22 protein-coding genes and 1 pseudogene are annotated in these 23855 nt (G+C 61.4%); 15 read left to right on the top strand and 8 right to left on the bottom strand.

Annotated features, from left to right (window positions below; translation table 11 throughout):
* Window positions 1-12: 12 nt before the first annotated feature.
* The 5 genes from etfA to PCOSP_RS26940 form a co-directional block, all read right to left on the bottom strand.
* Entirely contained in the window at window positions 13-1233 is a 1221-nt protein-coding gene (gene etfA / locus PCOSP_RS26920) for an electron transfer flavoprotein subunit alpha (protein WP_139640727.1), read from the bottom strand.
* The gene (dgcB, locus tag PCOSP_RS26925) at window positions 1233-3182 is read right to left on the bottom strand and encodes a dimethylglycine demethylation protein DgcB (protein ID WP_175362372.1); all 1950 of its coding nucleotides are present in this window, start codon (window positions 3180-3182) and stop codon (window positions 1233-1235) included. Before dgcB ends, etfA begins: the two co-directional genes overlap by 1 nt.
* Window positions 3183-3351: 169 nt before the next feature.
* Window positions 3352-5412, bottom strand: coding sequence for a dimethylglycine demethylation protein DgcA (dgcA, locus tag PCOSP_RS26930; RefSeq protein WP_047702362.1), 2061 nt, complete (start codon window positions 5410-5412; stop codon window positions 3352-3354).
* Between the two features lie 15 nt (window positions 5413-5427).
* Window positions 5428-5958 carry a DUF5943 domain-containing protein gene (locus tag PCOSP_RS26935; protein ID WP_024776567.1) on the bottom strand — a complete coding sequence of 177 codons (531 nt, stop codon included), beginning with the start codon at window positions 5956-5958 and terminating at the stop codon, window positions 5428-5430.
* An 80-nt stretch (window positions 5959-6038) separates the two neighbouring features.
* The gene (locus PCOSP_RS26940; protein WP_024776566.1) at window positions 6039-7016 is read right to left on the bottom strand and encodes a dipeptidase; all 978 of its coding nucleotides are present in this window, start codon (window positions 7014-7016) and stop codon (window positions 6039-6041) included.
* A 234-nt stretch (window positions 7017-7250) separates the two neighbouring features.
* Here PCOSP_RS26940 and PCOSP_RS26945 point away from each other — a divergent pair, with 234 nt between their 5' ends.
* The 6 genes and pseudogenes from PCOSP_RS26945 to PCOSP_RS26970 all read left to right on the top strand — a co-directional run bounded on the left by PCOSP_RS26945 (window position 7251) and on the right by PCOSP_RS26970 (window position 10245).
* The gene (locus PCOSP_RS26945; RefSeq protein ID WP_175362371.1) at window positions 7251-7652 is read left to right on the top strand and encodes a lysozyme inhibitor LprI family protein; all 402 of its coding nucleotides are present in this window, start codon (window positions 7251-7253) and stop codon (window positions 7650-7652) included.
* Window positions 7653-7745: 93 nt separating this feature from the next.
* A pseudogene (locus PCOSP_RS26950) lies at window positions 7746-7999 on the top strand (type II toxin-antitoxin system RelE family toxin).
* Window positions 7983-8306 (top strand): helix-turn-helix domain-containing protein, encoded by a 324-nt coding sequence (locus tag PCOSP_RS26955; protein ID WP_464709868.1) that lies wholly within the window; start codon window positions 7983-7985, stop codon window positions 8304-8306. The pseudogene PCOSP_RS26950 and the gene PCOSP_RS26955 overlap by 17 nt, the downstream one beginning before the upstream one ends.
* Before the next feature lie 235 nt (window positions 8307-8541).
* Window positions 8542-8904 carry a hypothetical protein gene (locus PCOSP_RS26960; RefSeq protein ID WP_464709869.1) on the top strand — a complete coding sequence of 121 codons (363 nt, stop codon included), beginning with the start codon at window positions 8542-8544 and terminating at the stop codon, window positions 8902-8904.
* A gap of 69 nt (window positions 8905-8973) precedes the next feature.
* Window positions 8974-9750 carry a bestrophin-like domain gene (locus PCOSP_RS26965; RefSeq protein ID WP_464709870.1) on the top strand — a complete coding sequence of 259 codons (777 nt, stop codon included), beginning with the start codon at window positions 8974-8976 and terminating at the stop codon, window positions 9748-9750.
* 78 nt (window positions 9751-9828) lie between these two features.
* Window positions 9829-10245, top strand: a complete 417-nt coding sequence (locus PCOSP_RS26970; protein ID WP_139640740.1) for a DUF3010 family protein — start codon at window positions 9829-9831, stop codon at window positions 10243-10245.
* Between the two features lie 117 nt (window positions 10246-10362).
* Here PCOSP_RS26970 and PCOSP_RS26975 read toward each other — a convergent pair whose 3' ends face one another.
* Window positions 10363-11304 carry a GlxA family transcriptional regulator gene (locus PCOSP_RS26975; RefSeq protein ID WP_139640742.1) on the bottom strand — a complete coding sequence of 314 codons (942 nt, stop codon included), beginning with the start codon at window positions 11302-11304 and terminating at the stop codon, window positions 10363-10365.
* A 185-nt stretch (window positions 11305-11489) separates the two neighbouring features.
* On the opposite strand from PCOSP_RS26975, the gene PCOSP_RS26980 reads away from it, so the two are divergent.
* From PCOSP_RS26980 to PCOSP_RS27005, 6 genes are all read left to right on the top strand, one after another.
* Window positions 11490-12440, top strand: coding sequence for a choline ABC transporter substrate-binding protein (locus PCOSP_RS26980; protein WP_041021085.1), 951 nt, complete (start codon window positions 11490-11492; stop codon window positions 12438-12440).
* 72 nt (window positions 12441-12512) lie between these two features.
* The gene (gene cdhC, locus PCOSP_RS26985) at window positions 12513-13400 is read left to right on the top strand and encodes a 3-dehydrocarnitine:acetyl-CoA trimethylamine transferase CdhC (protein ID WP_139640747.1); all 888 of its coding nucleotides are present in this window, start codon (window positions 12513-12515) and stop codon (window positions 13398-13400) included.
* Window positions 13401-13541: 141 nt separating this feature from the next.
* Window positions 13542-14507 (top strand): L-carnitine dehydrogenase, encoded by a 966-nt coding sequence (locus tag PCOSP_RS26990; protein WP_464709872.1) that lies wholly within the window; start codon window positions 13542-13544, stop codon window positions 14505-14507.
* A 164-nt stretch (window positions 14508-14671) separates the two neighbouring features.
* A complete protein-coding gene (locus PCOSP_RS26995) occupies window positions 14672-15154 on the top strand; it encodes a thioesterase family protein (protein ID WP_139640751.1) in 483 nt (160 codons plus the stop codon).
* Window positions 15155-15168: 14 nt separating this feature from the next.
* Window positions 15169-16332, top strand: coding sequence for a gamma-butyrobetaine dioxygenase (locus PCOSP_RS27000; RefSeq protein ID WP_464709873.1), 1164 nt, complete (start codon window positions 15169-15171; stop codon window positions 16330-16332).
* 350 nt (window positions 16333-16682) lie between these two features.
* On the top strand, window positions 16683-16946 hold the full coding sequence (locus PCOSP_RS27005; RefSeq protein ID WP_024776555.1) for a hypothetical protein: 264 nt from the start codon (window positions 16683-16685) through the stop codon (window positions 16944-16946).
* Window positions 16947-17088: 142 nt separating this feature from the next.
* Here PCOSP_RS27005 and gbdR read toward each other — a convergent pair whose 3' ends face one another.
* Both gbdR and PCOSP_RS27015 read right to left on the bottom strand, forming a co-directional pair.
* A complete protein-coding gene (gene gbdR, locus PCOSP_RS27010) occupies window positions 17089-18192 on the bottom strand; it encodes a choline metabolism transcriptional regulator GbdR (RefSeq protein ID WP_024776554.1) in 1104 nt (367 codons plus the stop codon).
* 563 nt (window positions 18193-18755) lie between these two features.
* Window positions 18756-20132 carry an L-serine ammonia-lyase gene (locus PCOSP_RS27015; protein ID WP_024776553.1) on the bottom strand — a complete coding sequence of 459 codons (1377 nt, stop codon included), beginning with the start codon at window positions 20130-20132 and terminating at the stop codon, window positions 18756-18758.
* Window positions 20133-20557: 425 nt separating this feature from the next.
* Here PCOSP_RS27015 and PCOSP_RS27020 point away from each other — a divergent pair, with 425 nt between their 5' ends.
* The 3 genes from PCOSP_RS27020 (at window position 20558) to choV (ending at window position 23590) form a co-directional block, all read left to right on the top strand.
* Window positions 20558-21505, top strand: coding sequence for a choline ABC transporter substrate-binding protein (locus PCOSP_RS27020; RefSeq protein WP_041021079.1), 948 nt, complete (start codon window positions 20558-20560; stop codon window positions 21503-21505).
* A gap of 64 nt (window positions 21506-21569) precedes the next feature.
* The gene (gene choW / locus PCOSP_RS27025; RefSeq protein ID WP_139640754.1) at window positions 21570-22415 is read left to right on the top strand and encodes a choline ABC transporter permease subunit; all 846 of its coding nucleotides are present in this window, start codon (window positions 21570-21572) and stop codon (window positions 22413-22415) included.
* Window positions 22412-23590: a choline ABC transporter ATP-binding protein gene (gene choV, locus PCOSP_RS27030; protein ID WP_041021077.1), complete on the top strand. Its 1179-nt coding sequence runs from the start codon at window positions 22412-22414 to the stop codon at window positions 23588-23590. The genes choW and choV overlap by 4 nt, the downstream gene beginning before the upstream one ends.
* Window positions 23591-23855 lie beyond the last annotated feature (265 nt).

Consider the following 23855-nt stretch of genomic DNA (forward strand, 5'->3'; position numbering starts at 1 on the left):
TGAATCCTTAGCTTAAGCCGCATCACGCTTGGCCTCGTTGCGGTAAGCCTCTACCGCCGCGATCAAGGCTTGAAGAATCGCCGCGCTGTCGCCGATCACCGACAGGTCTGCCCGTTTGATCATGTCGCAACCCGGGTCGAGGTTGATCGCCACCACCTTGTCGCAGGCACCGATGCCTTGCAGGTGCTGGATCGCCCCGGAAATCCCCACGGCCACATAAACCCGTGCGGTGACCCAGGTACCACTGGCGCCGACCTGACGGTCCCGGGCCATGAAACCATCGTCCACCGCCACCCGCGAAGCACCTTCGGTGGCGCCCAGGGCCGCAGCGGTCTGATGGAACAGCGCCCAGTCCTTGACCCCGTTGCCCCCCGAGAAGATGAACTCGGCTTCGGCCATCGGGATCGCGCCCGGATCCACCGCCACCGCGCCCAGGTCCTCGATGCGCGTCAGGCTACGGGCCACGCTTGTGGATAACTCAACCGGCAACGCTTCGTGTCGGGTTTCGCTGACCGGCTCGGCACATTCGGCCGCCGCCAGGATCAACCGGGCCAAAGGCCGGGCCAAGTCCTGCAGGCCCGCGCCGGCACGACCGATGCACTCCTCGCCCTTGACCTGCCAGACACGGGTAGCCGGGCGTTCGCCCAGAGCCGCGGCGAAGCGCCGGCCCAGTTCAGCGCCACCGCTGCGGCTGTCGGGCAGCAACCAGTGCCGCGGATTGAACTGGTTATCTACAGCGCGCAGACCTTGCACACGTTGCTCCGGTGCATAACCGCTGAATTCTTCGCCATCCAGCACCAACAGCCGATCGACGCCGGCCGTGGCGAACGCGCTTTCCTTATGCTCGCCGAAGACCACTGCCAGCACGGCACCGTCCGTACCGGCCAGCTGATGAGCCAGACCCAGCAGATCGCGGTCGTGACTGCTGAGACGTCCGCCCACCATGTCCGGCACCACACAGATGTGGAACGCCGGTTGCGGCACTTGATGCAACGGCAGTTGCACCTCAGTCGCGGCGCTGCGCTTGGCCGTGCCGCCCTGCTGGGCGCCGCTGCGGTCGATACGCTTGATACCGTTGGGGCCGATGAAGCCGACGCCATGGACATTCTTGCGAACGATGCCGTTGGGCCCCATCCAGCTGTGCTGTACCGGTTGCATGGCCGCGTGCAACGGGTGCAGGCGGTTGCGGGCGATCCACTCGGCGCGAGGGTCGCGGCGGATGATGTCGCTCATTAATGCACCTCCGCAGGTTCACGTTTGGCCGGGGCCGCAGACTTGCTCGGCACCGCCTCTTCGAGCAGGGCATCGGCCACCAGCTCGGCGATGTCCTTGATCATCGGCCGGGGCTCGACCACACCCTCGAGCATCGCGGTGCACTGTGGGCAACCTACCGCCACCAGCTCGGCGCCGGTTTCGCGGATATCTTCCATGCGCATGTCAGGGATCCGCTGTTTGCCCGGGATGTCGGTGATCGGCGCACCGCCGCCGCCGCCGCAGCAACGCGAACGGAAACCGGAACGCTGCATTTCCTTGACCTCGATGCCCAGGGCACGCAGCACCTGGCGTGGCGCCTCGTATTCGCCGTTGTAGCGACCCAGGTAGCACGGGTCGTGATACGTCACGCTGTCACCCTTGTGCTGACCGAGGTTGAGGGCGCCGGCGTCGATGATTTCCGCCAGGTAGGTGCTGTGGTGCTGCACCAGGTAGTTGCCATCGAAGGCGCCGTATTCGTTTTTCAGCACGTGGAAACTGTGAGGGTCGCAGGTCACGATGCGGTTGAACTTGTATTTGGCCAGGGTCTGGATATTGCGCTTGGCCAACAGTTGGAACGTCGCTTCGTCACCGAGGCGCCGGGCCACGTCGCCACTGTCGCGTTCCTCGAGACCGAGCACGGCGAAGTCGATATTCGCGGCTTTCAGCACTTTGACGAAGGCGCGCAAGGTACGCTGGTTGCGCATGTCGAAGGCGCCGTCACCGACCCAGAACAGTACGTCGGTGGATTTCTTCTCGCTGAGCAGGTTCAGGTTCAGATCCGCCGCCCAGTTCATCCGTCCGCCGGGGGCGAAGCCGCCCGGGTTATCGGTGGCGATGAGATTTTCCAGTACCTCGGCGCCCTTGTTTGGCGTAGCGCCTTTTTCCAGGGTCAGGTGCCGACGCATGTCGACGATGGCGTCGACGTGCTCGATCATCATCGGGCATTCCTCGACGCAGGCACGACAAGTGGTGCAAGACCACAGCGTCTCGGCGTCCACCAGGCCGTTGACGATCGGCTGGTGAGGATTGCCGCCGTGCTCGCCCACCGGCTTGCCCGGATACGGGCTGCCGGCGAACTTCGCATCGGTGCCGCCAGCCAGGCCGACGACCATGTCCTGGATGAGCTTCTTCGGGTTCAGCGGCTGACCGGCGGCGAACGCCGGGCAGGCTGCTTCACACTTGCCGCACTGCACGCAGGCGTCGAAACCGAGCAACTGGTTCCAGGTGAAATCCTTGGGTTTCTCCACGCCCAACGGCGCAGTGGGATCGTTCAGGTCCAACGGCTTCAGGCCGGTGGAGCGACCACCGCCAAAGCGCTCGGCACGACGGTGCCAGGCCAGGTGCAAGGCACCGGCGAAGGCATGCTTCATCGGCCCGCCCCAGGTCATGCCGAACAACAGTTCCGACACACCCCACAGCACGCCGACGCCCAGGATCGCTGCCAACAGCCAGCCACCGAAGTTTTCCGGGAGAATACCGGCCACCGGCAGGGTCACCAGGAAGAACGATGCCGAGAACGCCAACAGGCTTTTCGGCAGGCGCATCCACGGGCCTTTGGACAGGCGCGCCGGCGGATTGCGCCGACGCAGGTAGACAAAGATCGCACCGACGAACATCACCGCCGACATCAACAGCAGTGCATAGCCAAGGATACGGTTATGCAGGCCGAAACCGTGCACCAGGATCGCCAGCACGAGCGATGCCACCGCACCACCGGCCGTGGCAACGTGGGTGTTGGCAATGTATTTGTCCCGCGCCACCACGTGGTGCAAATCCACCATGTAGCGCTTGGGCATGGCAAAGAGGCCGCCGATCAGGTTGACCTTGGACGGTCGCCCCCGGCGCCACATGTTCACCCGCCGCAAGGCGCCAAGGACCGCGAGGCCCAAAGCGGCGAACAGCAGGATGGGAAGAAGGGTGTTCAGCATGGTGAAGCTCCCAAAGACCTCAGGTCTTGCAGGCACAGAAACCTGGATGTCTTGCTCGATTCCTGTGGGAGCAAGGCTTGCCCGCGATGGGATTGACTCGGTCAGTCAGATGCTCCGTATCGCTGCTATCGCGGGCAAGCCTTGCTCCCACTGGGTTATCCACAAGCCGTTAGAAATCCTTGCACAGCCGCAGGGCGTCATAGATGGCGGCGTGAGTATTACGCTGCGCCACACAGTCACCGATGCGGAACAGCAGGTAGCCATCGCCGCTCTGCTCCAGGCACGGTTGAGGCTTGATCGCGAACAGAGCTTCGACGTCGATCTGGCCCTTGTTGCGCGAACCTTCCTTGAGGGCGTAGTAGATTTCCTCGTCCGGCCGCACGCCGTTCTCCACCACCACCTGGTCAACCACGCGTTCTTCCTTGGCCCCGGTGTATTCGTTCTCCAGCACCGCCACCAGCTTGTCGCCTTCGCGGTAGACCTTCTCCAGCATCATGTCCCCGGTCATGATCACTTCTTTCGGGTACATGCTGCGGTAGTAGGTGGGGAACGACGTCCCGCCAATGGCCACGCCCGGCTTGATATCGTCGGTGACGATCTCGACCTGGCTGCCCTTGTCGGCGAGGAAGTCGGCCACCGACATGCCGGTGAACTCACAGATGGTGTCGTAGACCAGCACGTTCTTGCCCGGTGCGACCTTGCCGTCGAGCACGTCCCAGCTGCTGACCACCAGCCCTTCGGCGGCGCCCCAGTGCTCGTTCTGCTCCAGGTTCGGATGACCACCCACCGCCAGCACCACCACATCCGGACGCAAGTCCATGATGGTCGCCGCGTCGGCCGCCACGCCCAGGCGCAGGTCGACTTTCAGCCGCGCCAGTTCCAGTTGGAACCAACGGGTGATACCGGCGATCTGGTCCCGTTGCGGGGCTTTCGAAGCGGTGGTGATCTGCCCACCGATGAATTCTTTCTTCTCGAACAGGGTCACGTCGTGCCCACGTTCAGCCGCCACGCGAGCGGCTTCCATCCCGGCCGGGCCGGCACCGACCACCACCACCTTGCGTTTCGGCCCGGTGGATTTCTCGATGATGTGCGGCACGCCCATGTATTCACGGGAGGTCGCGGCGTTCTGGATGCACAGGACGTCCAGGCCTTGGTACTGACGGTCGATGCAGTAGTTGGCGCCGACGCACTGTTTGATCTGGTCGACCTGGCCCATCTTGATCTTGGCGATCAGGTGCGGGTCGGCGATGTGGGCACGGGTCATGCCGACCATGTCGACATAACCGCCCTCCAGAATCCGCGTGGCCTGGTTCGGGTCCTTGATGTTCTGCGCGTGCAGCACCGGAACCTTGACCACTTCCTTGATACCGGCGGCCAGGTGCAGGAACGGCTCCGGTGGATAACTCATGTTCGGGATGACGTTGGCCAGGGTGTTGTGGGTGTCGCAACCCGAACCCACGACGCCGATGAAGTCCAGCATGCCAGTGTCGTCGTAGTACTTGGCGATCTGCTTCATGTCTTCATGGGACAGGCCGTCCGGGTGGAACTCGTCACCGCAGATGCGCATGCCCACGCAGAAGTCGTCGCCCACTTCGGCGCGCACGGCCTTGAGCACTTCCAGGCCGAACTTCATCCGGCCTTCGAAACTGCCGCCCCATTCGTCGGTACGCTTGTTGACCCGCGGGCTCCAGAACTGGTCGATCATGTGCTGGTGCACGGCTGACAGCTCGACGCCGTCCAGGCCACCGGCCTTGGCCCGGCGCGCGGCCTGGGCGTAGTTGCCGATCACCCGCCAGATTTCTTCCGGCTCGATGGTCTTGCACGTAGCGCGGTGCACCGGCTCACGGACACCGGACGGCGACATCAGGGTCGGCCAGTTGAAGCCGTCCCAACGCGAGCGACGGCCCATGTGGGTAATCTGGATCATGATCTTGGCGCCATGCTTGTGCATGGCGTCGGCCAGGTTCTGGAAGTGCGGAATGATGCGGTCGGTGGACAGGTTCACCGAGCTCCACCACTCCTGCGGGCTGTCGATGGCAACCACCGACGAGCCACCACAAATCGCCAGGCCGATGCCGCCCTTGGCCTTCTCTTCGTAATACTTCACGTACCGGTCGGTGGTCATCCCGCCGTCAGTGGCATAGACCTCGGCGTGAGCGGTGCTGAGCACGCGGTTGCGGATGGTCAGTTTGCCGATCTGGATCGGCTGGAACATTGCTTCAAAAGCCATGGCGCAATCCTCGACTTACAACGGCTTGACGATGAACAGGCCGTCGTCGTGGCCTTCTTCGGAACCACCGTAGACCTGCTCGGCCACGGTACGGATCGAACTGCCGCGAGCAGCGAGAATCTGGTCCATGGCACCGGCGAACCAGCCGGTGAACATGTAGTCGACCTTGCGTCCGACCTTGCCGTACACGTACACGAATGCCGAGTGTTCGAGCTTGACGCTGCAGGTGCCTTTGTCGAGGTCGATGTCCTGGATCTTGAACAGGCCCCAACCACGTTGCGACAGACGCTTCATGTAGTGTTCGAACACCGCGACGCCTTCCAGGCCGTGGCATTCGGCTTCTTTTTCACACCAGTGCCAGGCGGATTTGTAGCCGGCCTTGTAGAGGATCTCGGCGTAGGCGTCGGCGCCCAGCACTTCCTCGATGCCCATGTGGTTGTTGACGAAGAAGTGACGCGGTACATAGAGCATCGGCAGGGCGTCGGAGGTCCAGACACCGGTTTCGCTGTCGACTTCGATAGGCAGTTGAGGGGCGATTTTGGCCATTGAAACTTGACTCCGGAAATTCGTGATGTTGCCCGCGGCGCGGATGGCCGCAGGTAAAGGATTCAGTGCAGCAGCGGCGTTTATTCGCCCCAGACGTCTTTCAAAACGTTCACCCAGTTCTCACCCATGATCTTGCGCACCACTCGCTCGGAATGACCGCGCTTGAGCAGCGTTTCGGTGAGGTTCGGGAACTCGCCCACGGTGCGGATACCCAGGGGGTTGATGATCTTGCCGAAGCTGGTCAGACGACGGGCGTAGCCCTTGTCGTGGGTCAGCATTTCGAAGAACGCCTGATCGTGGCCCTGGGTGAAGTCGGTACCGATGCCAATGGCGTCCTCACCGACGATGTTCATGGTGTATTCGATGGCTTCGGCGTAGTCGTCGATGGTCGAATCGATGCCCTTGGCCAGGAACGGCGCGAACATGGTCACGCCGACGAAACCGCCATGATCGGCAATGAATTTCAGTTCTTCATCGGACTTGTTGCGTGGGTGCTCTTTCAGGCCGGACGGCAGGCAGTGGGAGTAGCAGACCGGCTTCTTCGACTCGAGGATGACCTCTTCGGAGGTCTTGGAACCGACATGGGACAGATCGCACATGATGCCGACACGGTTCATCTCGGCAACGATTTCACGACCGAAGCCCGACAGGCCGCCGTCGCGCTCGTAGCAGCCGGTGCCGACCAGGTTCTGGGTGTTGTAGCACATCTGCACCACACCGACGCCGAGCTGCTTGAAGATCTCGACGTAACCGAGCTGGTCTTCGAAGGCGTGGGCGTTCTGGAAGCCGAAGATGATGCCGGTCTTGCCCTGTTCCTTGGCGAGGCGGATGTCCGCAGTGGTTTTCACCGGGATCACCAGGTCGCTATTCTCGCGGATCAGTTTCTGGCTGGCTGCGATGTTGTTGATGGTGGCCTGGAAGCCTTCCCATACCGACACGGTGCAGTTGGCAGCGGTCAGGCCGCCCTTGCGCATGTCTTCGAACAGGTCGCGGTTCCATTTGGCAATGATCAGCCCGTCGATAACGATGCTGTCGGCGTGCAATTCGGCTGGGCTCATCAGGCAGTCCCCTCTTATCGGATTTCATGCGCCGAATCGTCTGCCGGCGCTTTGGGGCCAGCATATGCCTGAGGGCCGTGGCGACCCGGTGCAAAAACGACAGGGGAATTGCCGAAAGCGTCAATCCGCGACAAAGGGCTGCGACAGGCCCACCCTCCCCGTCTGTTCTTTGCCCGGCGCTTGCGCCAGAATCCGCTGCATCACTGGTTTTCACTGGACTCGAGCGGCACCGCAATGAAATCAATCCTCCTGGCTTTGGCACTGATCAGCACCGTCGCCCATGCGACCGAAGACACCGAACAGAACCCCTGCGACGCCGTCGAAAACGACGTCCAGACCCTGGCCTGCTCGGCCTATGGCAAGACGGCCGCCGAACAGCTGTTGAGCGAAAACCTGCAAAGCCTCAACGAACGCCTGCAGACCCGCTACGGCAGCGACAAGGCCCAGCTCAACGACATCACCGGCAAGATCAAGGCCGCCCAGCAACTGTGGCAAAAACAGCGCGACGCCGACTGCGCCATCGCCGCCTTCCCGGCCAAACCGGGCAGCGAAGCGTACAAAATCGCCGAAAACGACTGCATGGCCCAGGTGAGCGATGATCGGTCGGAGTTTTTGGAGTCGATTGGGCAGGAGTGATGACGGGGCAATATCCAGACACCGTTCATGCATTGGCTTCGGAAAAAATATAAGTCAGGATTCGCAAATCTTATAAAAGACTTATATTCTTTCATGAACACTATCTACTGGACCCGAAAAGCCGTTAAGCAGCTTCTGAAATTGCATTCTCTCCATCAGACTCAGGTCCGGACGCCATCTCGGCTCTCGTTGAAATGCCTGATGTGGTGAATGTCAAAGCGCTTGTCGGCCATGGCTACGCTTACCGCCTTCGAGTTGGGAGCTATCGAGTCATGTTCGATTGGGACGGGGCGATCAAGGTCGTCAGCATTCAAGAGGTCAAGAAACGCGATGAACGTACCTACTGATATTCAGATCATCAACGATGCCGAGGGAAATCCGGCATTTGTGGTGATTCCGTATTCACAATACGTTGCACAAAAGCTGGAGCCAGAGCTAATCCCCCATGAGGTGGTCAGCCGCATCGTTGACGGCGCAACCCCCATCCGCGCCTGGCGCGAACATCTGAACCTGACCCAGGACGACGTCGCCAAGCGCCTGGGCATTTCGCAACCGGCCTTTGCCCAGCAGGAGTCCGTTGCCAAACCCCGCCGGGCCACTCGCGAAAAAATCGCCACGGCCTTTGGTATCCATGCCGATCAACTTGGACTCTAGTGTTCGAGTCCCCGAACCAGCCACACAGTCCACTAGCCGCCAACTGTCAACTCTGACAGTAGGCGGGCCAAAAAGAGAAGCCTAGGATCAGCACGTGACAGGAATTCACGTTACTTCGGCCTAATCGCCAGGAGCTGATCATGCTGACTCAACATACTTTGCCCCAGACCCGGCAAACCCCATCATCCGGTAATGTTGTCGCCCAGTTGGAGGATGGTGCCCCTTCCAATCCAACATGATCAATTTTGCCTACGACTATTACACGACGGACCGACAGCTACGCCTGACGCTTTCCGCCGTCCAGGTGCCGGACACGGCCGCCGAACGGGTCATTCGCGGAATCGAAATGGTGTTCAGCCCAGAAGTGACCAATGAGACCCTGGTGATCGGGGAGCGGAAAGTGCACGTCACTTACTGGACAATGTGGGCGGAGAATGGCCAGACACGCTTCCTGACCAACGACGCCGACAACGGCTCGGTCTCGGTGATTTTCAATCACGAGGAAGAAACCTACCTCGGTAGTTTCACTTTCGGACCCGCCGGAAGCGTTATCCAGGGCAGTTTCTCCATCCAGGGACGGGATAACTTCACCCTTTGAGGGACTCACCGGTCATCGTCCGGTCTGGCCGTACAGACGAGTCGGGCACGACATTCAAGGGATTTTCGTATGCACGCGCTTACCGTCCTGCCCTTCTACGGCGTGGCCATTTTCATCGCCATCGTGCTGGGCATCGAGGCCGGTCGCCGGATCGGCAACCGCCATCTTGCCCTGGACCCGGAGGGTGCCCGCCAGGGCGTTGGAGCGATTGAAGGCGCAGTGTTCGGCCTGCTGGCGCTGCTGATTGCCTTTACCTTCTCCGGTGCCGCCTCGCGCCTGGATCAGCAGCGAACGCTGATCGTCGCCGAAACCAACGCGATGGGCACCGCATGGCTGCGCCTGGACCTGCTGCCGGCCGCCGAGCAACCGGCGGTGCGCCAGGCATTCAGGGATTATGTCGACGCCCGAATCGACTACTACCGCGACTTGCGCGAGGATGAGATCGACGAAGCCGCCCATGACCGGGCCAACGAGTTGCAGCAAACCATCTGGAAACGCACCGTCGCCGCCCTGCAGCAGATGCCCACGCCGACCCTGGGCGTCAGCGTGCTGCAGGCGCAGAACGAAATGATCGACATCACCACTACCCGCGCCGTGGCCCACGAAACCCACCCACCACTGATCATCTACCTGATGCTGGTGACCATGACCCTGGTCAGTGCCGTACTGATCGGCTACGGCATGGCCGGCACGGCGCAGCGTCTCTGGCTGCACAGCCTGGGCTACGCGGTGGTCATGGTCTGCGTGTTGTATGTGATTCTGGACTTCGAGTACCCCCGCTTCGGCGTTATCCGAGTCGACTACTTCGACAAAATCATGCTGGATTTGCGCAAGTCCCTGGACTGAGGCGATAAAAATCACCACGTCCCCCGGCTCCGATATGGATAGACTTGGACCTCATACCTCCCCACTCCGAAGGCTCGAATGATTATCTGCGGCATCGAAATCAAAGGCAGCGAAGCGATCATCGCCGTCGCTTCGCTGGATCAACAGGCATTGAGCCACGTCGCGCTGAACACCCGGAAAATCGCCCTGGACGATGATGACGAAGCCGCCAACGTCAAGGCTTTCGCGGCCCGGGTACGGGCGTTCGTCGCCGAGAACGCGATCGAGCGCATTGCGATCAAGAAACGCAGCAAGAAAGGCGAGTTCGCTGGCGGCCCGACAACCTTCAAGATTGAAGGGGTCTTGCAGTTGCTGGAAGGTTGCGACGTGACGCTGCTGTCACCGCAGACGATCAACGCGCAACACAAAAAACACGACTTCGCCCTGCCAGCGACGCTGAACAAATATCAGCATGAGGCTTACAAGACGGCGTGTGCGGCGTTGATGAAGCAATAAGCAGATTTCCTGTGGGAGCGAGCCTGCTCGCGAAGGCGGTGGATCAGTAGGTATCCATGTTGGATTTGCCACCGTCATCGCGAGCAGGCTCGCTCCCACAGGGCCTGTGTTCGGCCCTCAGACCACCTTGCGCCGATCCTCCCGAGGGCAGCGTTCGAACCTCGCCCGATAACTGCGGGTGAAGTACGACGGTGACTCGAACCCGCAGGCGATGCTCACTTCCAGTACGCTCATGTCGGTCTGGCGCAGCAGTTGCCGGGCCTTTTCCAGGCGCAGGCGCAGGTAGAAATTGCTGGGGGTGTCGTTCAGGTGCAGGCGGAACAGCCGTTCGAGCTGGCGACGGGTAACCCCGATGGAATCGGCCAGTTCAAGGGTACTCAGGGGCGGCTCGCTGTGGGTTTCCATCTCACCGATGACATGCACCAGCTTCTTGTTGCGGATGCCGTAGCGGCTGGCGATTTCCATGCGCTGGTGATCCTTGCGCGGCCGGATGCGACCGAGCACGAATTGTTCGCTGACCTGAATCGCCAGGTCCGCGCCGTGGGCCTGGCCGATCAGGTCCAGCATGAGATCGATGGAGGCAGTGCCCCCGGCGCAGGTGATGCGGCGGCGGTCGATTTCGAAGAGCTCCTGGGTCACGCTGAGCTGTGGATAGGACTCCTTGAACGCCTCGATGGCCTCCCAGTGCAGGGTCACGCGGTGCCCCTCCAGCAATCCCGCATCGGCCAGGACCACACTGCCTGTATCGATGCCGCCCAGGGTCACGCCTTCCTTGTCCAGTCGGTGCAACCAGCGCTCCAATGCCGGTGTGGCGAACTTCAGCGGTTCGAACCCCGCCACCACCCACAGGGTCGCGCCTTTTTTCAACGGCTCCAGCGCAGCGTCGGCGTTGACCGACATGCCATTGCTGGCCAGGACCGCGCCGCCATCGGCACTCAGCACATGCCAGCGGTACAGTTCGCCACGAAAGCGATTGGCGACCCGCAACGGTTCGATGGCCGAAATGAAGCCGATGGCCGAAAAACCCGGCATCAGCAAAAAATAGAAATCCTGGGACATGGCGCACTCGGTCGACGGGTAGCGTGGGAGTCTTGATACGCCACTTGCAGGGGCCATTCAAGAGGTCGCTGCAGTGCAAGTGCGAGTCGCCGCAGTGCGTTTTGCGAAAGGGCCGGCTGCGTAACTTGGCATCACCGGCGCGCAGACACCGGAACCCATAACAATAAGCTGCCGAGGAACCCGACATGAAACGACTGATCAGCTACTGCGTTCTTGCACTCAGCGGTACCACCTTTCTGGGCATGAGCTCCACCACCCTGGCAGCCGAACCGGCCGCGTGCCAGAACGTGCGCCTGGGCGTGGTCAACTGGACCGACGTCATCGCCACCAGCGCCTTGACCCAGGTGATGCTCGACGGCCTCGGCTACCAGACCAAACAGACCAGCGCTTCCCAACAGATCATCTTCGCTGGCATCCGCGATCAACGACTGGACATGTTCCTGGGCTATTGGAACCCGCTGATGACCCAGACCATCACACCGTTCGTCGAGGCCAAGCAGGTGAAGGTGCTGGAGCAACCTAGCCTGAAAGATGCCCGCGCCACCCTGGCCGTGCCGACTTACCTGGCCGACAAGGGCCTGAAGACCTTCGCCGACATCGCCAAGTTCGAAAAGGAACTGGGCGGCAAGATCTATGGCATCGAACCCGGCTCCGGCGCCAATACCCAGATCAAGGCAATGATCGCCAAGAACCAGTTCGGCCTGGGCAAATTCCAACTGGTGGAGTCCAGCGAGGCCGGCATGCTCGCCGCCGTGGACCGTGCCGTGCGGCGCAAGGAAGCCGTGGTGTTCTTCGGCTGGGCACCGCACCCGATGAACGTCAACGTACAGATGACCTACCTCACCGGCAGCGACGACGCCCTCGGCCCGAATGAAGGCATGGCCACCGTTTGGACCGTCACGGCGCCGAACTACGCCGAACAATGCCCGAACGTCAGCCGGTTGCTGAGCAACCTGACCTTCAGCGCCGAAGACGAGAGCCGGATGATGCAGCCGCTGCTGGATCACAAGGACCCGCTCGAATCGGCCCGGCAATGGCTCAAGGACCATCCGCAGGACAAGCAGCGCTGGCTCGAAGGCGTGACCACCTTCGACGGCAAGCCGGCCGCCGACAACCTGAAACTGACCAGTAACTGATCGAACGTTATTCCTCTGCGCGGCACTCAACTGGCTGCGCAGTGACTCACTACGCCTGAAGGAAACCGCACCATGAACCACGACGTCATCATCACCTGCGCACTCACCGGTGCTGGCGACACGACCGCCAAGAGCCCTCACGTACCGGTCACGCCGAAACAGATCGCCGAGGCCGCTGTAGAAGCCGCCAAGGCCGGGGCTACAGTGGTCCATTGCCACGTCCGCGACCCTCAGACCGGCAAGTTCAGCCGCGACGTGGCGCTGTATCGCGAAGTGATGGAACGCATCCGCGAGGCTGACGTGGACATCATCGTCAACCTCACCGCCGGCATGGGTGGCGACCTGGAGATTGGCAGCGGCGAGCGGCCCATGGAGTTCGGTCCCAACACCGATCTGGTGGGACCGCTGACCCGCCTGGCCCATGTCGAAGAATTGCTGCCGGAAATCTGCACCCTGGATTGCGGCACCCTGAATTTCGGCGACGGCGACACCATCTACGTCTCCACTCCGGCGCAACTGCGGGCCGGGGCTCGGCGCATCACCGAGCTGGGGGTCAAGGCCGAACTGGAAATCTTCGACACCGGCCACCTGTGGTTCGCCAAGCAAATGATCAAGGAAGGTCTGCTGGACAACCCCCTGTTCCAACTCTGCCTGGGCATCCCATGGGGCGCTCCGGCCGACACCACCACCATGAAAGCCATGGTCGACAACCTGCCGGCGGACGCGGTGTGGGCCGGCTTCGGCATCGGGCGCATGCAGATGCCAATGGCCGCCCAGGCGGTGCTGCTGGGCGGCAACGTACGGGTCGGACTGGAAGACAACCTGTGGCTGGACAAAGGCGTGCTCGCCACCAACGGCCAACTGGTGGAACGAGCCGGCGAAATCCTCAGCCGCCTCGGTGCCCGCGTGCTCACGCCCGCTGAAGGCCGCAAGAAAATGGGCCTGACCAAGCGCAGCTGACCCGAGCCTTTGCATATCCCTGTGGGAGCGAGCCCGCTCGCGATAGCGGTACAACAGCCTATCGATGTGCCGACTGACACTCCGCCATCGCGAGCAGGCTCGCTCCCACATTCAGTTCATCGCACTCTTCAGGAAACCACCATGAGCTTTATCACCGACATCAAGACCTTCGCCGCCCTGGGCAGTGGCGTCATCGGCAGCGGCTGGATCAGCCGGGCCCTGGCCCATGGCCTGGACGTCGTGGCCTGGGACCCGGCACCGGGTGCCGAGGCAGCGCTGCGCAAACGCGTCGCCAGTGCCTGGGGCGCACTGGAGCAACAAGGCCTGGCGCCTGGCGCTTCCCAGGACCGACTGCGCTTTGTCGCGACCATCGAAGAATGCGTGCGCGATGCCGACTTCATCCAGGAGAGCGCCCCCGAGCGCCTGGAACTCAAACTCCAACTGCACAGCCAGATCAGCGCTGCCGCCAAGCCCAATGCGCTGATCGGCTCCAGCACGTCGGGACTGCTGCCGAGCGAGTTCTACGAAGGTTCCACCCATCCGGAACGCTGCGTAGTCGGTCACCCGTTCAACCCGGTGTACCTGCTGCCGCTGGTGGAAGTGGTCGGTGGCAAGAACACCGCGCCCGAAGCCATCCAGGCCGCCATGCAGGTCTATGAATCGCTCGGCATGCGCCCCCTGCACGTGCGCAAGGAAGTCCCCGGCTTCATCGCCGATCGCCTGCTTGAAGCGCTCTGGCGCGAAGCCCTGCACCTGGTCAACGACGGCGTGGCGACCACCGGGGAAATCGATGATGCCATTCGTTTTGGTGCCGGCCTGCGCTGGTCGTTCATGGGTACGTTCCTGACGTACACCTTGGCTGGCGGCGATGCCGGGATGCGCCATTTCATGGCCCAGTTCGGCCCGGCGCTGCAATTGCCGTGGACCTACCTGCCGGCGCCGGAACTGACCGAGAAACTGATCGACGACGTGGTGGAAGGCACCAGCGATCAGTTGGGCAGCCACAGCATTTCGGCGCTGGAGCGCTATCGTGACGATTGCCTGCTGGCGGTGCTGGAAGCGGTAAGGACCACCAAGGCCAGGCATGGCATGTCCTTCACTGAGTAAACCTTGATTTCCGGGCCTGTCCCTCTGGCCTCATCGCGAGCAGGCTCGCTCCCACAGGTATCTGGCGGTGTGAACATGGTTGATTTCACTCAGTAGAACCCTGTGGGAGCGAGCCTGCTCGCGATAGCGTCCGCCCAGCCAACATAATTGTCGGAACCTGAACCATGCCCACCCTCACCACCTACCAAACCCACATCCGCCCCGAATGGGTCGATTACAACGGTCACCTGCGCGACGCCTACTACCTGCTGATTTTCAGCTACGCCACCGACGCACTGATGGACATGCTCGACATGGACAGCCAGAACCGCGACGCCAGCGGCCACTCGTTGTTCACCCTCGAACTGCACCTCAATTACCTGCACGAAGTGAAGGTCGACGCCAACGTCGAGGTGCATACGCAGATCATCGGTCACGACGCCAAACGCTTGCATCTCTACCACAGCCTGCACCTGGTTGGCGGCGACAAGGAGCTGGCGGGCAACGAACAGATGCTGCTGCACGTCGATTTGGCGGGCCCGCGTTCGGCGCCTTTCACGGAACCTACCCTGGGCAAACTCAAGGCCTTGATCAGCGAACAGTCCGAGCTGCCGCCGTCGGCTTGCATCGGTCGGGTCATCGCCCTGCCGCCTGCCCGCCAAGCCTAGAAAAGGAGATCGCCATGAACACCGCCGCCGCTGTGGCCGACTTCCGTCGCTATCCCCGGGTTTGCGCGTTGACCGCGGCAAGTCCCTTCGCCGACCGGATACAGGTCACCTGGGCCGATGGCCGGATCAGCCCGTTTCATCATCAATGGCTGCGGGATAACTGTCCGTGCTCCCACTGCGTCTATACCGTTACCCGGGAACAGGTGCTGGAAATCGTCGATGTGCCCGAAGACCTGGCGCCTGGCGCAATCCGCCTCGACGACGAAGGCAGCCTGTGGGTGGATTGGCAAGACGGCCACCAAAGCCGTTTCGACCCGGGCTGGCTGCGCGCCCACGCCTACGACGATGAATCCAGGGCCGAGCGCCTGGCGGGCAAGGCCAAGCGCCAACTTTGGAAACACGATCTGCAACTGCCGGTGTTCGATTATCCGGCGCTGATGGAGGATGACAGCGCGCTGCTGCAATGGCTGCTCGCGGTACGAGACATCGGTCTGACCCAGGTGCGCGGCGTGCCCACCGAACCCGGCTCGCTGAAACAGATTGCCCAGCGCATCTCATTCATCCGCGAGAGCAACTTCGGCGTGCTGTTCAATGTGCAATCCAAGGCCAACGCCGACAGTAACGCCTACACCGCCTTCAACCTGCCACTGCACAGCGACTTGCCGACCCGGGAGTTGCAACCGGGGTTGCAGTTCCTGCATTGCCTGGTCAACGACGCGGATGGCGGCGAGAGTATTTTCGTCGATGGTTTCGCCATTGCCGAAGCCCTGCGCCAGGAAGACCCGGAGGCTTTTGCGGCGCTGTGCACGATCCCGGTGGAGTTTCGCAACAAGGATCGCCACAGCGATTACCGCTGCCTGGCGCCCATCATCGCGCTGGACGCGCTGGGGCAGGTTTCCGAAATCCGCATGGCGAACTTCCTGCGTGGGCCGTTCGACACCTCAGTCGAGCAGATGCCCGACCTCTACCGCGCCTACCGACGCTTCATCGCCTTGACCCGCGAACCTTCGTTTCGCCTGACACAGCGGCTGGAGCCCGGCCAGTTGTGGTGCTTCGACAACCGCCGCACCCTCCACGCTCGCAACGCCTTCGACCCGACCACCGGGGCGCGGCATTTCCAGGGCTGCTATGTGGACCGGGATGAGTTGCTGTCGCGGATTCTGGTATTGCAGCGCTAGACCGCGTCGTAGCCATCGCGAGCAGGCTCGCTCCCACAGAAGCCCCCGCTCCCCTGTGGGATCGGGCCTGCTCGCGAAGGCGTCGGCACGGACACGCAGGCAAAAAAATCCCCGATCAAGCCGTGACATGATCGGGGCAGGAGGCGTTACTGGAGGAGCTGTCAGCGCGAGGGTGACCAAACCATCGTGATTCAGCTTGAGGCCAGTGTGCCCAGTCCCGGTCAGCGTCAGTTAGCCGAAAACGACACGCTCATAGCCATATAGGTCATCGCGACGATTTGCCCTTGCCGCAGCTTCGGGTGGCTACCAGAATCGAGTCACGCCCCCATCCATGAACAAGGAAAAGCGTCATGATGCACGCCGATTTGATCGACCAGGAAGACCTGCTGGGCCAGCTCAAGGCTCTCGGCCTCCAGATACCCAGCGGCTCTACCGCCGAGCAGGCCTGCGAGTGTGCGGTGCGCGGCCTGGACAAGGCTCGTGCCAATGAACTGCGCCGGATGGTCAAGGAAATGTACACCAGCAGCGCTACCATCCTGCCGGCCGTGCGCCAGGCGATCGATAAGCAACTGTTGCCGGCACTGGCGCAATACCAGCAGAACCACAGCGCCTGAAAAATCTATCGCGAGCAAGCTTTGCTCCCACAGGCCTGGACTGCCCCTAAGGATTGGATTTGTGTCCAACTTCTTGGGGGTAGTCCAGGCATGTCGATAAGCCTGTGGGAGCAAAGCTTGCTCGCGACGAAAGCGCCTCGGTTTAGAGCCTTACGCTGGCAAACGTCGACTCGTTACGCGCCTGGCTCAACGCCGACAGCGGACCGGACAACGGCGACAGCACCAGGGCCTGCGGCAACGGCATCATCGCCACCTGTTGCGTGGTGTTGGAACCGACGCGCTCGTCCCGCGGTGGAATGCCGAAGTATTCGCGGTAGCACTTGGAGAAGTGCGGCGTGGAGACGAAGCCGCACACCGATGCCACTTCGATGATCGACATCGGCGTCTGCTTGAGCAGTTGCCGTGCACGGATCAATCGCAGTTTGAGGTAATAGCGCGACGGCGAGCAGTGCAGGTATTTCTGGAACAACCGCTCGAGCTGACGCCGGGACACGGCGACGTACACCGCCAGTTCGTCCAGGTCGATCGGTTCTTCGAGGTTGGCCTCCATCAGCGCGACGATTTCCTGCAACTTCGGCTGGTTGGTGCCAAGCATGTGCTTGAGCGGCACACGCTGGTGATCCTGCTCGTTGCGGATGCGCTCATAGACAAACATTTCCGAGATGGCCGCCGACAACTCGCGACCATGATCGCGGCTGATCAGGTGCAGCATCATGTCCAGCGGAGCGGTGCCACCGGAGCTGGTGAAACGGTTACGGTCGAGGGTGAACAGGCGGGTACTCATCGACACTCGCGGGAACGCTTCCTGCATCGCCGCCAGGCATTCCCAGTGCACGCTGCAGTCGAACCCATCGAGCAGACCGGCGCAGGCCAATGCCCAACTGCCGGTGCAGACCGCGCCAAGGCGACGGGACTGACGGGCCTGGCCTTGCAGCCAAGACACGTGTTCACGGGTAACGGTGCGCTGGATGCCGATGCCGCCACAGACGATGACGGTATCCAGGGCCGGCGCCTTGTGCATGGAGGCGTCCGGGGTGATCTGCAGACCGTCACTGGCCCAGACCTGCCCGCCATCCACGGTGAGGGTGGTCCAGCGATACAGCTCGCGCCCGGATAGCTGGTTGGCCATGCGCAGGGGTTCCACAGCGGACGCCAGGGAAATCAGCGTGAAATTGTCCAGCAGCAGAAAGCCGATGGACTGAGGCGCACGGTTCTGGGGTTGGGCCCCGGAGTGGGTCGACGTCATCGCGGTATCTCCTCACACAAAGCGGTGATGGCCTCAGGCGGAGGCTCTTTTTATTGGTGATGCCCTCGGTCTCTACACAGGAGACGGGCTTTGTATTGGTAGAGCAATTGCCGTGCCTAAATTTGAATAGGCATTCAATAAATCCTGAAAACGACATGCCGAGCCGTCTATATAAGGCGCATAACGCGTGTGGATTATCGGTGTCTTCAAGGGCGGCTGGCGCCTACCACTGCGGGCAGTGAGCACTTCGGTAGCACTTGTGGGAACTGGGCTGCGCCACTTTCGGAACAGTGTCACCCCAAGCGCGGTGGACGAACGGTTGATAGCTGCGCAACGGCTAACCCGACGAACGGGTCTTATCTGATTGCGACGCGCTAAAAAGTGGCGGGACTATGGCGTAATGTTCATTTATTGAGCAGTTTCAGAGCGCTTGTGGCGAGGGGATTTTATCCCCGCCGGGCTGCGAAGCAGCCCTGAATACAGACAACTCGGTGTATCAAAAGTACCTGAAGGGCCGCTTCGCGACCCAGCGGGGATAAAATCCCCTCGCCACAAGGCTTCTATCAGCATTCCACCGCGCTGACCGCCAACCCACCGCGCGACGTCTCTTTGTACTTGTCGTGCATGTCGGCACCGGTATCGCGCATGGTGCGGATCACCCGGTCCAGGGAGATGAAATGCTGGCCGTCGCCGCGCAGTGCCATTTGCGCCGCATTGATCGCTTTTACCGCGGCGATCGCGTTGCGCTCGATGCAAGGCACCTGGACCAGACCGCCCACCGGGTCGCAGGTCAGGCCAAGGTTGTGTTCCAAGCCGATTTCCGCCGCGTTGCACAGTTGCTCCGGCGTGGCACCGAGGATCTCCGCCAGACCTGCCGCCGCCATGGCACAGGCCGAGCCCACTTCGCCCTGGCAACCGACTTCGGCACCGGAAATCGAAGCGTTCTTCTTGCACAGGATGCCCACCGCCGCCGCACCGAGGAAATAATCCACCACGTTGGCGTCGGTAACGGCCTCGCTGAACTTCATGAAATAGTGCAGCACCGCCGGAATGATCCCCGCCGCGCCATTGGTCGGCGCCGTCACCATGCGTCCACCGGCGGCGTTTTCCTCGTTGACCGCCAAGGCGAAGAGGTTGACCCACTCCATTGCGCTCAGGGTCGAACCGATGACATTCGGCTTGTTCAACTCTTGCAGGCTGCGGTGCAACTTGGCTGCACGCCGGCGCACGTTCAGGCCGCCGGGCAGGATGCCTTCATGCTTGAGGCCATGCTCGACACATTCCTGCATCGCCCGCCAAAGCTTCATCAGCCCGCTGCGGATTTCTTCTTCCGAGCGCCAGGCCTTTTCGTTGGCCATCATCAGTTCGGCCACACGCAGGTTATGGGTGCGACACAGCGTGAGCAGCTCTTCGGCGCTGGAGAAATCGTAAGGCAGCCGGGTGGTGTCCAGGTCCGCCACGCCGCTGGAAGCCTGGGCCTCATCGACGACAAAGCCGCCGCCGACTGAATAATAGGTGTCGCGAAACAGCTCACCGCTGGCGCCTTCGGCCACCAGCGTCATGGCATTGGGATGGAACGGCAGGTTTTCGTCGATCAGGCGCATGTCCCGGGCCCATACGAAAGGCACTGGCAAGCGACCGTCCAGTTGCAGGGTCTCGGTTTCGCGCAACAATGCGATGCGCGGCGCAATCTGCGACGGATCGATCGCATCTGGCCACTCGCCCATCAGGCCCATGATGACGGCGGTATCGCTACCGTGACCGATGCCGGTGGCCGACAGCGAACCATAGAGCTGCACCTCGACCCGTCGCACGTCGTTCAGCAGCGCCTTTGCCCGCAACGCCTCGACAAACAGCGCCGCGGCGCGCATCGGGCCGACCGTGTGAGAGCTGGACGGGCCAATACCGATTTTGAACAGGTCGAACACACTGATTGCCATTGCCTAGAACCTCCAGAACGGGCATATCCGGGCGCAGGAGCGCCCGGTGACGGAGCTGCTACGCTCAACGCCGGGATGGCCGCATCATCCGGTTTTTGCCTCTGGGGTCGACGTCTGACACCGACGCAATTATGCCCACCAACGCCGCCGGCCTCATGGCGGGGTTCCACGCCGTTTTTTTGCGTGTCAGTGACCTGTCAGAGGCGGAAAAAATCTGTAAACGACGTCACCGACACTGGATGCGACCCTCCCTGTACTGGATACGACTCACCCTGTAGGCGACAGATTTGCGCTGGTACATGATCGGTTACGGCTCGTTTTCAAGGCCGCGTGTCGAGACAGTGTTCACGCGCCCCAACCGCAACACCCAATACAAAGCGCGGTTGTCCGACCGGACCCGCCGATAAAACACCAGGAGTCCACTCATGAAAGGTTCCAAGTCGTTGTTGTTGGCCGCCATGCTGAGTCTTCCCATGCTGGCCAACGCTGCTGAACCCGCACAATGCAGCACTGTTAACTTCTCCGACGTCGGCTGGACCGACATCACCGTGACCACCGCCACCACCAGCGTGATTCTTGACGCCCTCGGCTACAAGACCAAGACCACCATGATTTCCGTACCGGTGACCTACAAGTCCCTGGCCGACGGTAAGAACATGGACGTGTTCCTCGGCAACTGGATGCCGACCATGGAAAACGACATCAAGGCCTACCGCGACGCCGGCACCGTGGAAACCGTGCGCACCAACCTCAAAGGCGCCAAGTACACACTGGCCGTGCCGAAGGCCCTCTACGACAAAGGCCTGCACGACTTCTCCGACATTGCCAAGTTCAAGAAGGAACTCGACGGCAAGATCTACGGCATCGAGCCGGGCAACGACGGCAATCGCCTGATCCAAAGCATGATCGACAAGAATGCCTTCGGCCTGAAGGACGCCGGCTTCAAGGTTGTCGAGTCGAGCGAAGCGGGCATGCTGTCCCAGGTCGACCGTGCTTCCAAGCGCGGTACCGACGTAGTGTTCCTCGGCTGGGCACCGCATCCGATGAACACCCGTTTCAGTATTGAATACCTGACCGGTGGCGACGAGTTCTTCGGTCCGGACTTCGGCGCCGCTACCGTGGCGACGAACACCCGCAAGGGTTACACCCAGGAATGCAGCAACGTTGGCCAGCTGTTGAAGAACCTCGAGTTCACGGTCGACATGGAAAGCAAACTGATGGGCAACGTCTTGGACGACAAGATGAAGCCTGAAGCTGCCGCCAAGGCGTGGCTGCAGAAAAACCCACAGGTACTCGATACCTGGCTCGCTGGCGTGACCACCATTGACGGTAAACCTGGCCTGGAAGCCGTGAAAGCCAAGCTCGCACAGTAATAGTTATGCCGGGCGGGTTCACCCGCCCGGGCTGTTTATCCCTTGCATGCGGACGTTCACTACCATGCTGATTGATCAGAAAATACCCTTGGGCCAGTACATTGCGGGCTTCGTCGAATGGTTGACGCAACATGGCGCCAGCACCTTTGACGCCATCGCACTGTTCCTGGAAACGATGATTCACGGCGTGACATTTGCGCTGACCTGGTTCAACCCGTTGGCCTTGATTGGCATCATTGCCCTGCTGGCGCATTTCATCCAGCGTAAATGGGGCCTCACCGTATTCGTCATTGCCTCCTTCCTGCTGATCCTCAACCTCGGTTACTGGCAGGAAACCATGGAAACCCTGGCCCAGGTGATGTTCGCCACCCTGGTCTGCGTCGTAATCGGCGTGCCGCTGGGCATTGTTGCCGCGCACAAGCCGATGTTCTACACCATGATGCGTCCGGTACTCGATCTGATGCAGACCGTACCGACCTTCGTCTACCTCATTCCTACCCTGACCCTCTTCGGTCTGGGTGTGGTCCCGGGCCTGATCTCCACGGTGGTGTTCGCGATTGCCGCGCCTATCCGTCTGACTTACCTGGGCATCTGCGACGTTCCGGAAGAACTGATGGACGCCGGCAAGGCCTTTGGCTGCTCCCGTCGCCAGCTCCTGTCGCGTATCGAACTGCCCCATGCGATGCCAAGCATCGCGGCCGGTGTCACACAGTGCATCATGCTGTCGTTGTCGATGGTGGTGATCGCCGCACTGGTAGGCGCCGACGGCCTGGGCAAACCCGTGGTCAACGCACTGAACACCGCCGATATCGCCCTGGGCTTCGAAGCCGGCCTGGCGATCGTACTGCTGGCGATCATGCTCGACCGTATCTGCAAACAACCCGACGCAAAAGCAGGGGGTGACGCATGAGCATAATCCGCTTCGACCAGGTCGACGTGATCTTCGCCAAGGATCCACGCGAAGCCCTCAAACTGCTCGACCAAGGCATGACCCGCAACGAGATCCTGAAGAAGACCGGGCAAATCGTCGGCGTGGAAAAAGCCAGCCTGGATATCGAGAAAGGCGAAATCTGCGTCCTGATGGGCCTGTCCGGCTCCGGCAAATCCAGCCTGCTGCGCTGCATCAACGGCCTGAACACCGTGAGCCGTGGCAAGTTGTTCGTCGAGCATGAAGGCCGGCAGATCGACATTGCCTCCTGCAGCCCCGCTGAACTGAAGATGATGCGCACCAAACGTATCGCCATGGTGTTCCAGAAGTTCGCTCTGATGCCTTGGCTGACGGTGCGCGAGAACATCAGCTTCGGCCTGGAAATGCAGGGCCGTCCGGAAAAGGAACGGCGCAAGCTGGTGGATGAGAAACTTGAGCTGGTGGGCCTGGCCCAGTGGCGCAACAAGAAGCCCGACGAACTGTCAGGCGGCATGCAGCAACGGGTCGGTCTGGCCCGCGCCCTGGCGATGGACGCCGACATCCTGTTGATGGACGAACCGTTCTCGGCCCTCGACCCGCTGATCCGCCAAGGCCTGCAGGACGAACTGCTGGAGCTGCAACGCAAGTTGAGCAAGACCATCGTGTTCGTCAGCCATGACCTCGACGAAGCCCTGAAACTGGGCAGCCGGATCGCGATCATGAAAGACGGCCGGATCATCCAGTACAGCAAGCCGGAAGAAATCGTGTTGAACCCGGCGGACGACTATGTGCGCACCTTCGTCGCCCATACCAACCCGCTCAACGTCCTCTGCGGCCGCAGCCTGATGCGCACGCTGGACAACTGCAAGCGCATCAACGGTTCGGTGTGCCTGGATCCGGGTGGCGATTCCTGGCTCGACCTGGCCGAAGGCAACACCATCAAGGGTGCACGCCAGAACGGCGCGGCACTGGACCTGCAGAACTGGGTCCAGGGGCAACCTGTCGAAGGCCTGGGCCGTCGCCCGACGCTGGTGGATTCCAACATCGGCATGCGCGACGCGTTGCAGATCCGCTACCAGACCGGCAACAAACTGGTGCTCCACGATAACCAGAAAGTGGTCGGGATCCTCGGCGACAGCGAGCTGTACCACGCGCTGCTCGGCAAGAACCTGGGTTAAACCTCAACCCTGTGGGAACGAGCCTGTAGGAGCCGAGCCTGCTCGCGATGGAATCGACACGGTTCAACTGCAAACCGCGTCATCGTTCATCGCGAGCAAGCTCGGCTCCCACAGGTCTCGCTCCCACAGGGTTTTGCATTCCTGGAAAGCGACCTTTGAGCCTAGACGTACGCCCGATTTTTTATTGATTGAACGTTCAATCAAAACAAAATAGACTGTTTCTCGCTCCGCCGGACAATTTCTGTCCGCCGAATGATCCGAGGAA

It is taken from the genome of Pseudomonas sp. MAFF 730105, assembly GCF_055380705.1.

Coding starts and splice junctions, on each gene's coding strand:
- cdhC (WP_139640747.1), top strand. CDS start 12,513: ATGAACCACGACGTCATCATCACCTGCGCACTCACCGGTGCTGGCGAC.
- dgcB (WP_175362372.1), bottom strand. CDS start 3,182: ATGCTGAACACCCTTCTTCCCATCCTGCTGTTCGCCGCTTTGGGCCTC.
- PCOSP_RS26935 (WP_024776567.1), bottom strand. CDS start 5,958: ATGGCCAAAATCGCCCCTCAACTGCCTATCGAAGTCGACAGCGAAACC.
- PCOSP_RS26995 (WP_139640751.1), top strand. CDS start 14,672: ATGCCCACCCTCACCACCTACCAAACCCACATCCGCCCCGAATGGGTC.
- PCOSP_RS26970 (WP_139640740.1), top strand. CDS start 9,829: ATGATTATCTGCGGCATCGAAATCAAAGGCAGCGAAGCGATCATCGCC.
- PCOSP_RS27020 (WP_041021079.1), top strand. CDS start 20,558: ATGAAAGGTTCCAAGTCGTTGTTGTTGGCCGCCATGCTGAGTCTTCCC.
- dgcA (WP_047702362.1), bottom strand. CDS start 5,412: ATGGCTTTTGAAGCAATGTTCCAGCCGATCCAGATCGGCAAACTGACC.
- PCOSP_RS27000 (WP_464709873.1), top strand. CDS start 15,169: ATGAACACCGCCGCCGCTGTGGCCGACTTCCGTCGCTATCCCCGGGTT.
- PCOSP_RS26965 (WP_464709870.1), top strand. CDS start 8,974: ATGCACGCGCTTACCGTCCTGCCCTTCTACGGCGTGGCCATTTTCATC.
- gbdR (WP_024776554.1), bottom strand. CDS start 18,192: ATGACGTCGACCCACTCCGGGGCCCAACCCCAGAACCGTGCGCCTCAG.
- PCOSP_RS26955 (WP_464709868.1), top strand. CDS start 7,983: ATGAACGTACCTACTGATATTCAGATCATCAACGATGCCGAGGGAAAT.
- PCOSP_RS27015 (WP_024776553.1), bottom strand. CDS start 20,132: ATGGCAATCAGTGTGTTCGACCTGTTCAAAATCGGTATTGGCCCGTCC.
- PCOSP_RS26990 (WP_464709872.1), top strand. CDS start 13,542: ATGAGCTTTATCACCGACATCAAGACCTTCGCCGCCCTGGGCAGTGGC.
- PCOSP_RS26960 (WP_464709869.1), top strand. CDS start 8,542: ATGATCAATTTTGCCTACGACTATTACACGACGGACCGACAGCTACGC.
- choW (WP_139640754.1), top strand. CDS start 21,570: ATGCTGATTGATCAGAAAATACCCTTGGGCCAGTACATTGCGGGCTTC.
- PCOSP_RS26975 (WP_139640742.1), bottom strand. CDS start 11,304: ATGTCCCAGGATTTCTATTTTTTGCTGATGCCGGGTTTTTCGGCCATC.
- PCOSP_RS26980 (WP_041021085.1), top strand. CDS start 11,490: ATGAAACGACTGATCAGCTACTGCGTTCTTGCACTCAGCGGTACCACC.
- PCOSP_RS26940 (WP_024776566.1), bottom strand. CDS start 7,016: ATGAGCCCAGCCGAATTGCACGCCGACAGCATCGTTATCGACGGGCTG.
- choV (WP_041021077.1), top strand. CDS start 22,412: ATGAGCATAATCCGCTTCGACCAGGTCGACGTGATCTTCGCCAAGGAT.
- etfA (WP_139640727.1), bottom strand. CDS start 1,233: ATGAGCGACATCATCCGCCGCGACCCTCGCGCCGAGTGGATCGCCCGC.
- PCOSP_RS26945 (WP_175362371.1), top strand. CDS start 7,251: ATGAAATCAATCCTCCTGGCTTTGGCACTGATCAGCACCGTCGCCCAT.
- PCOSP_RS27005 (WP_024776555.1), top strand. CDS start 16,683: ATGATGCACGCCGATTTGATCGACCAGGAAGACCTGCTGGGCCAGCTC.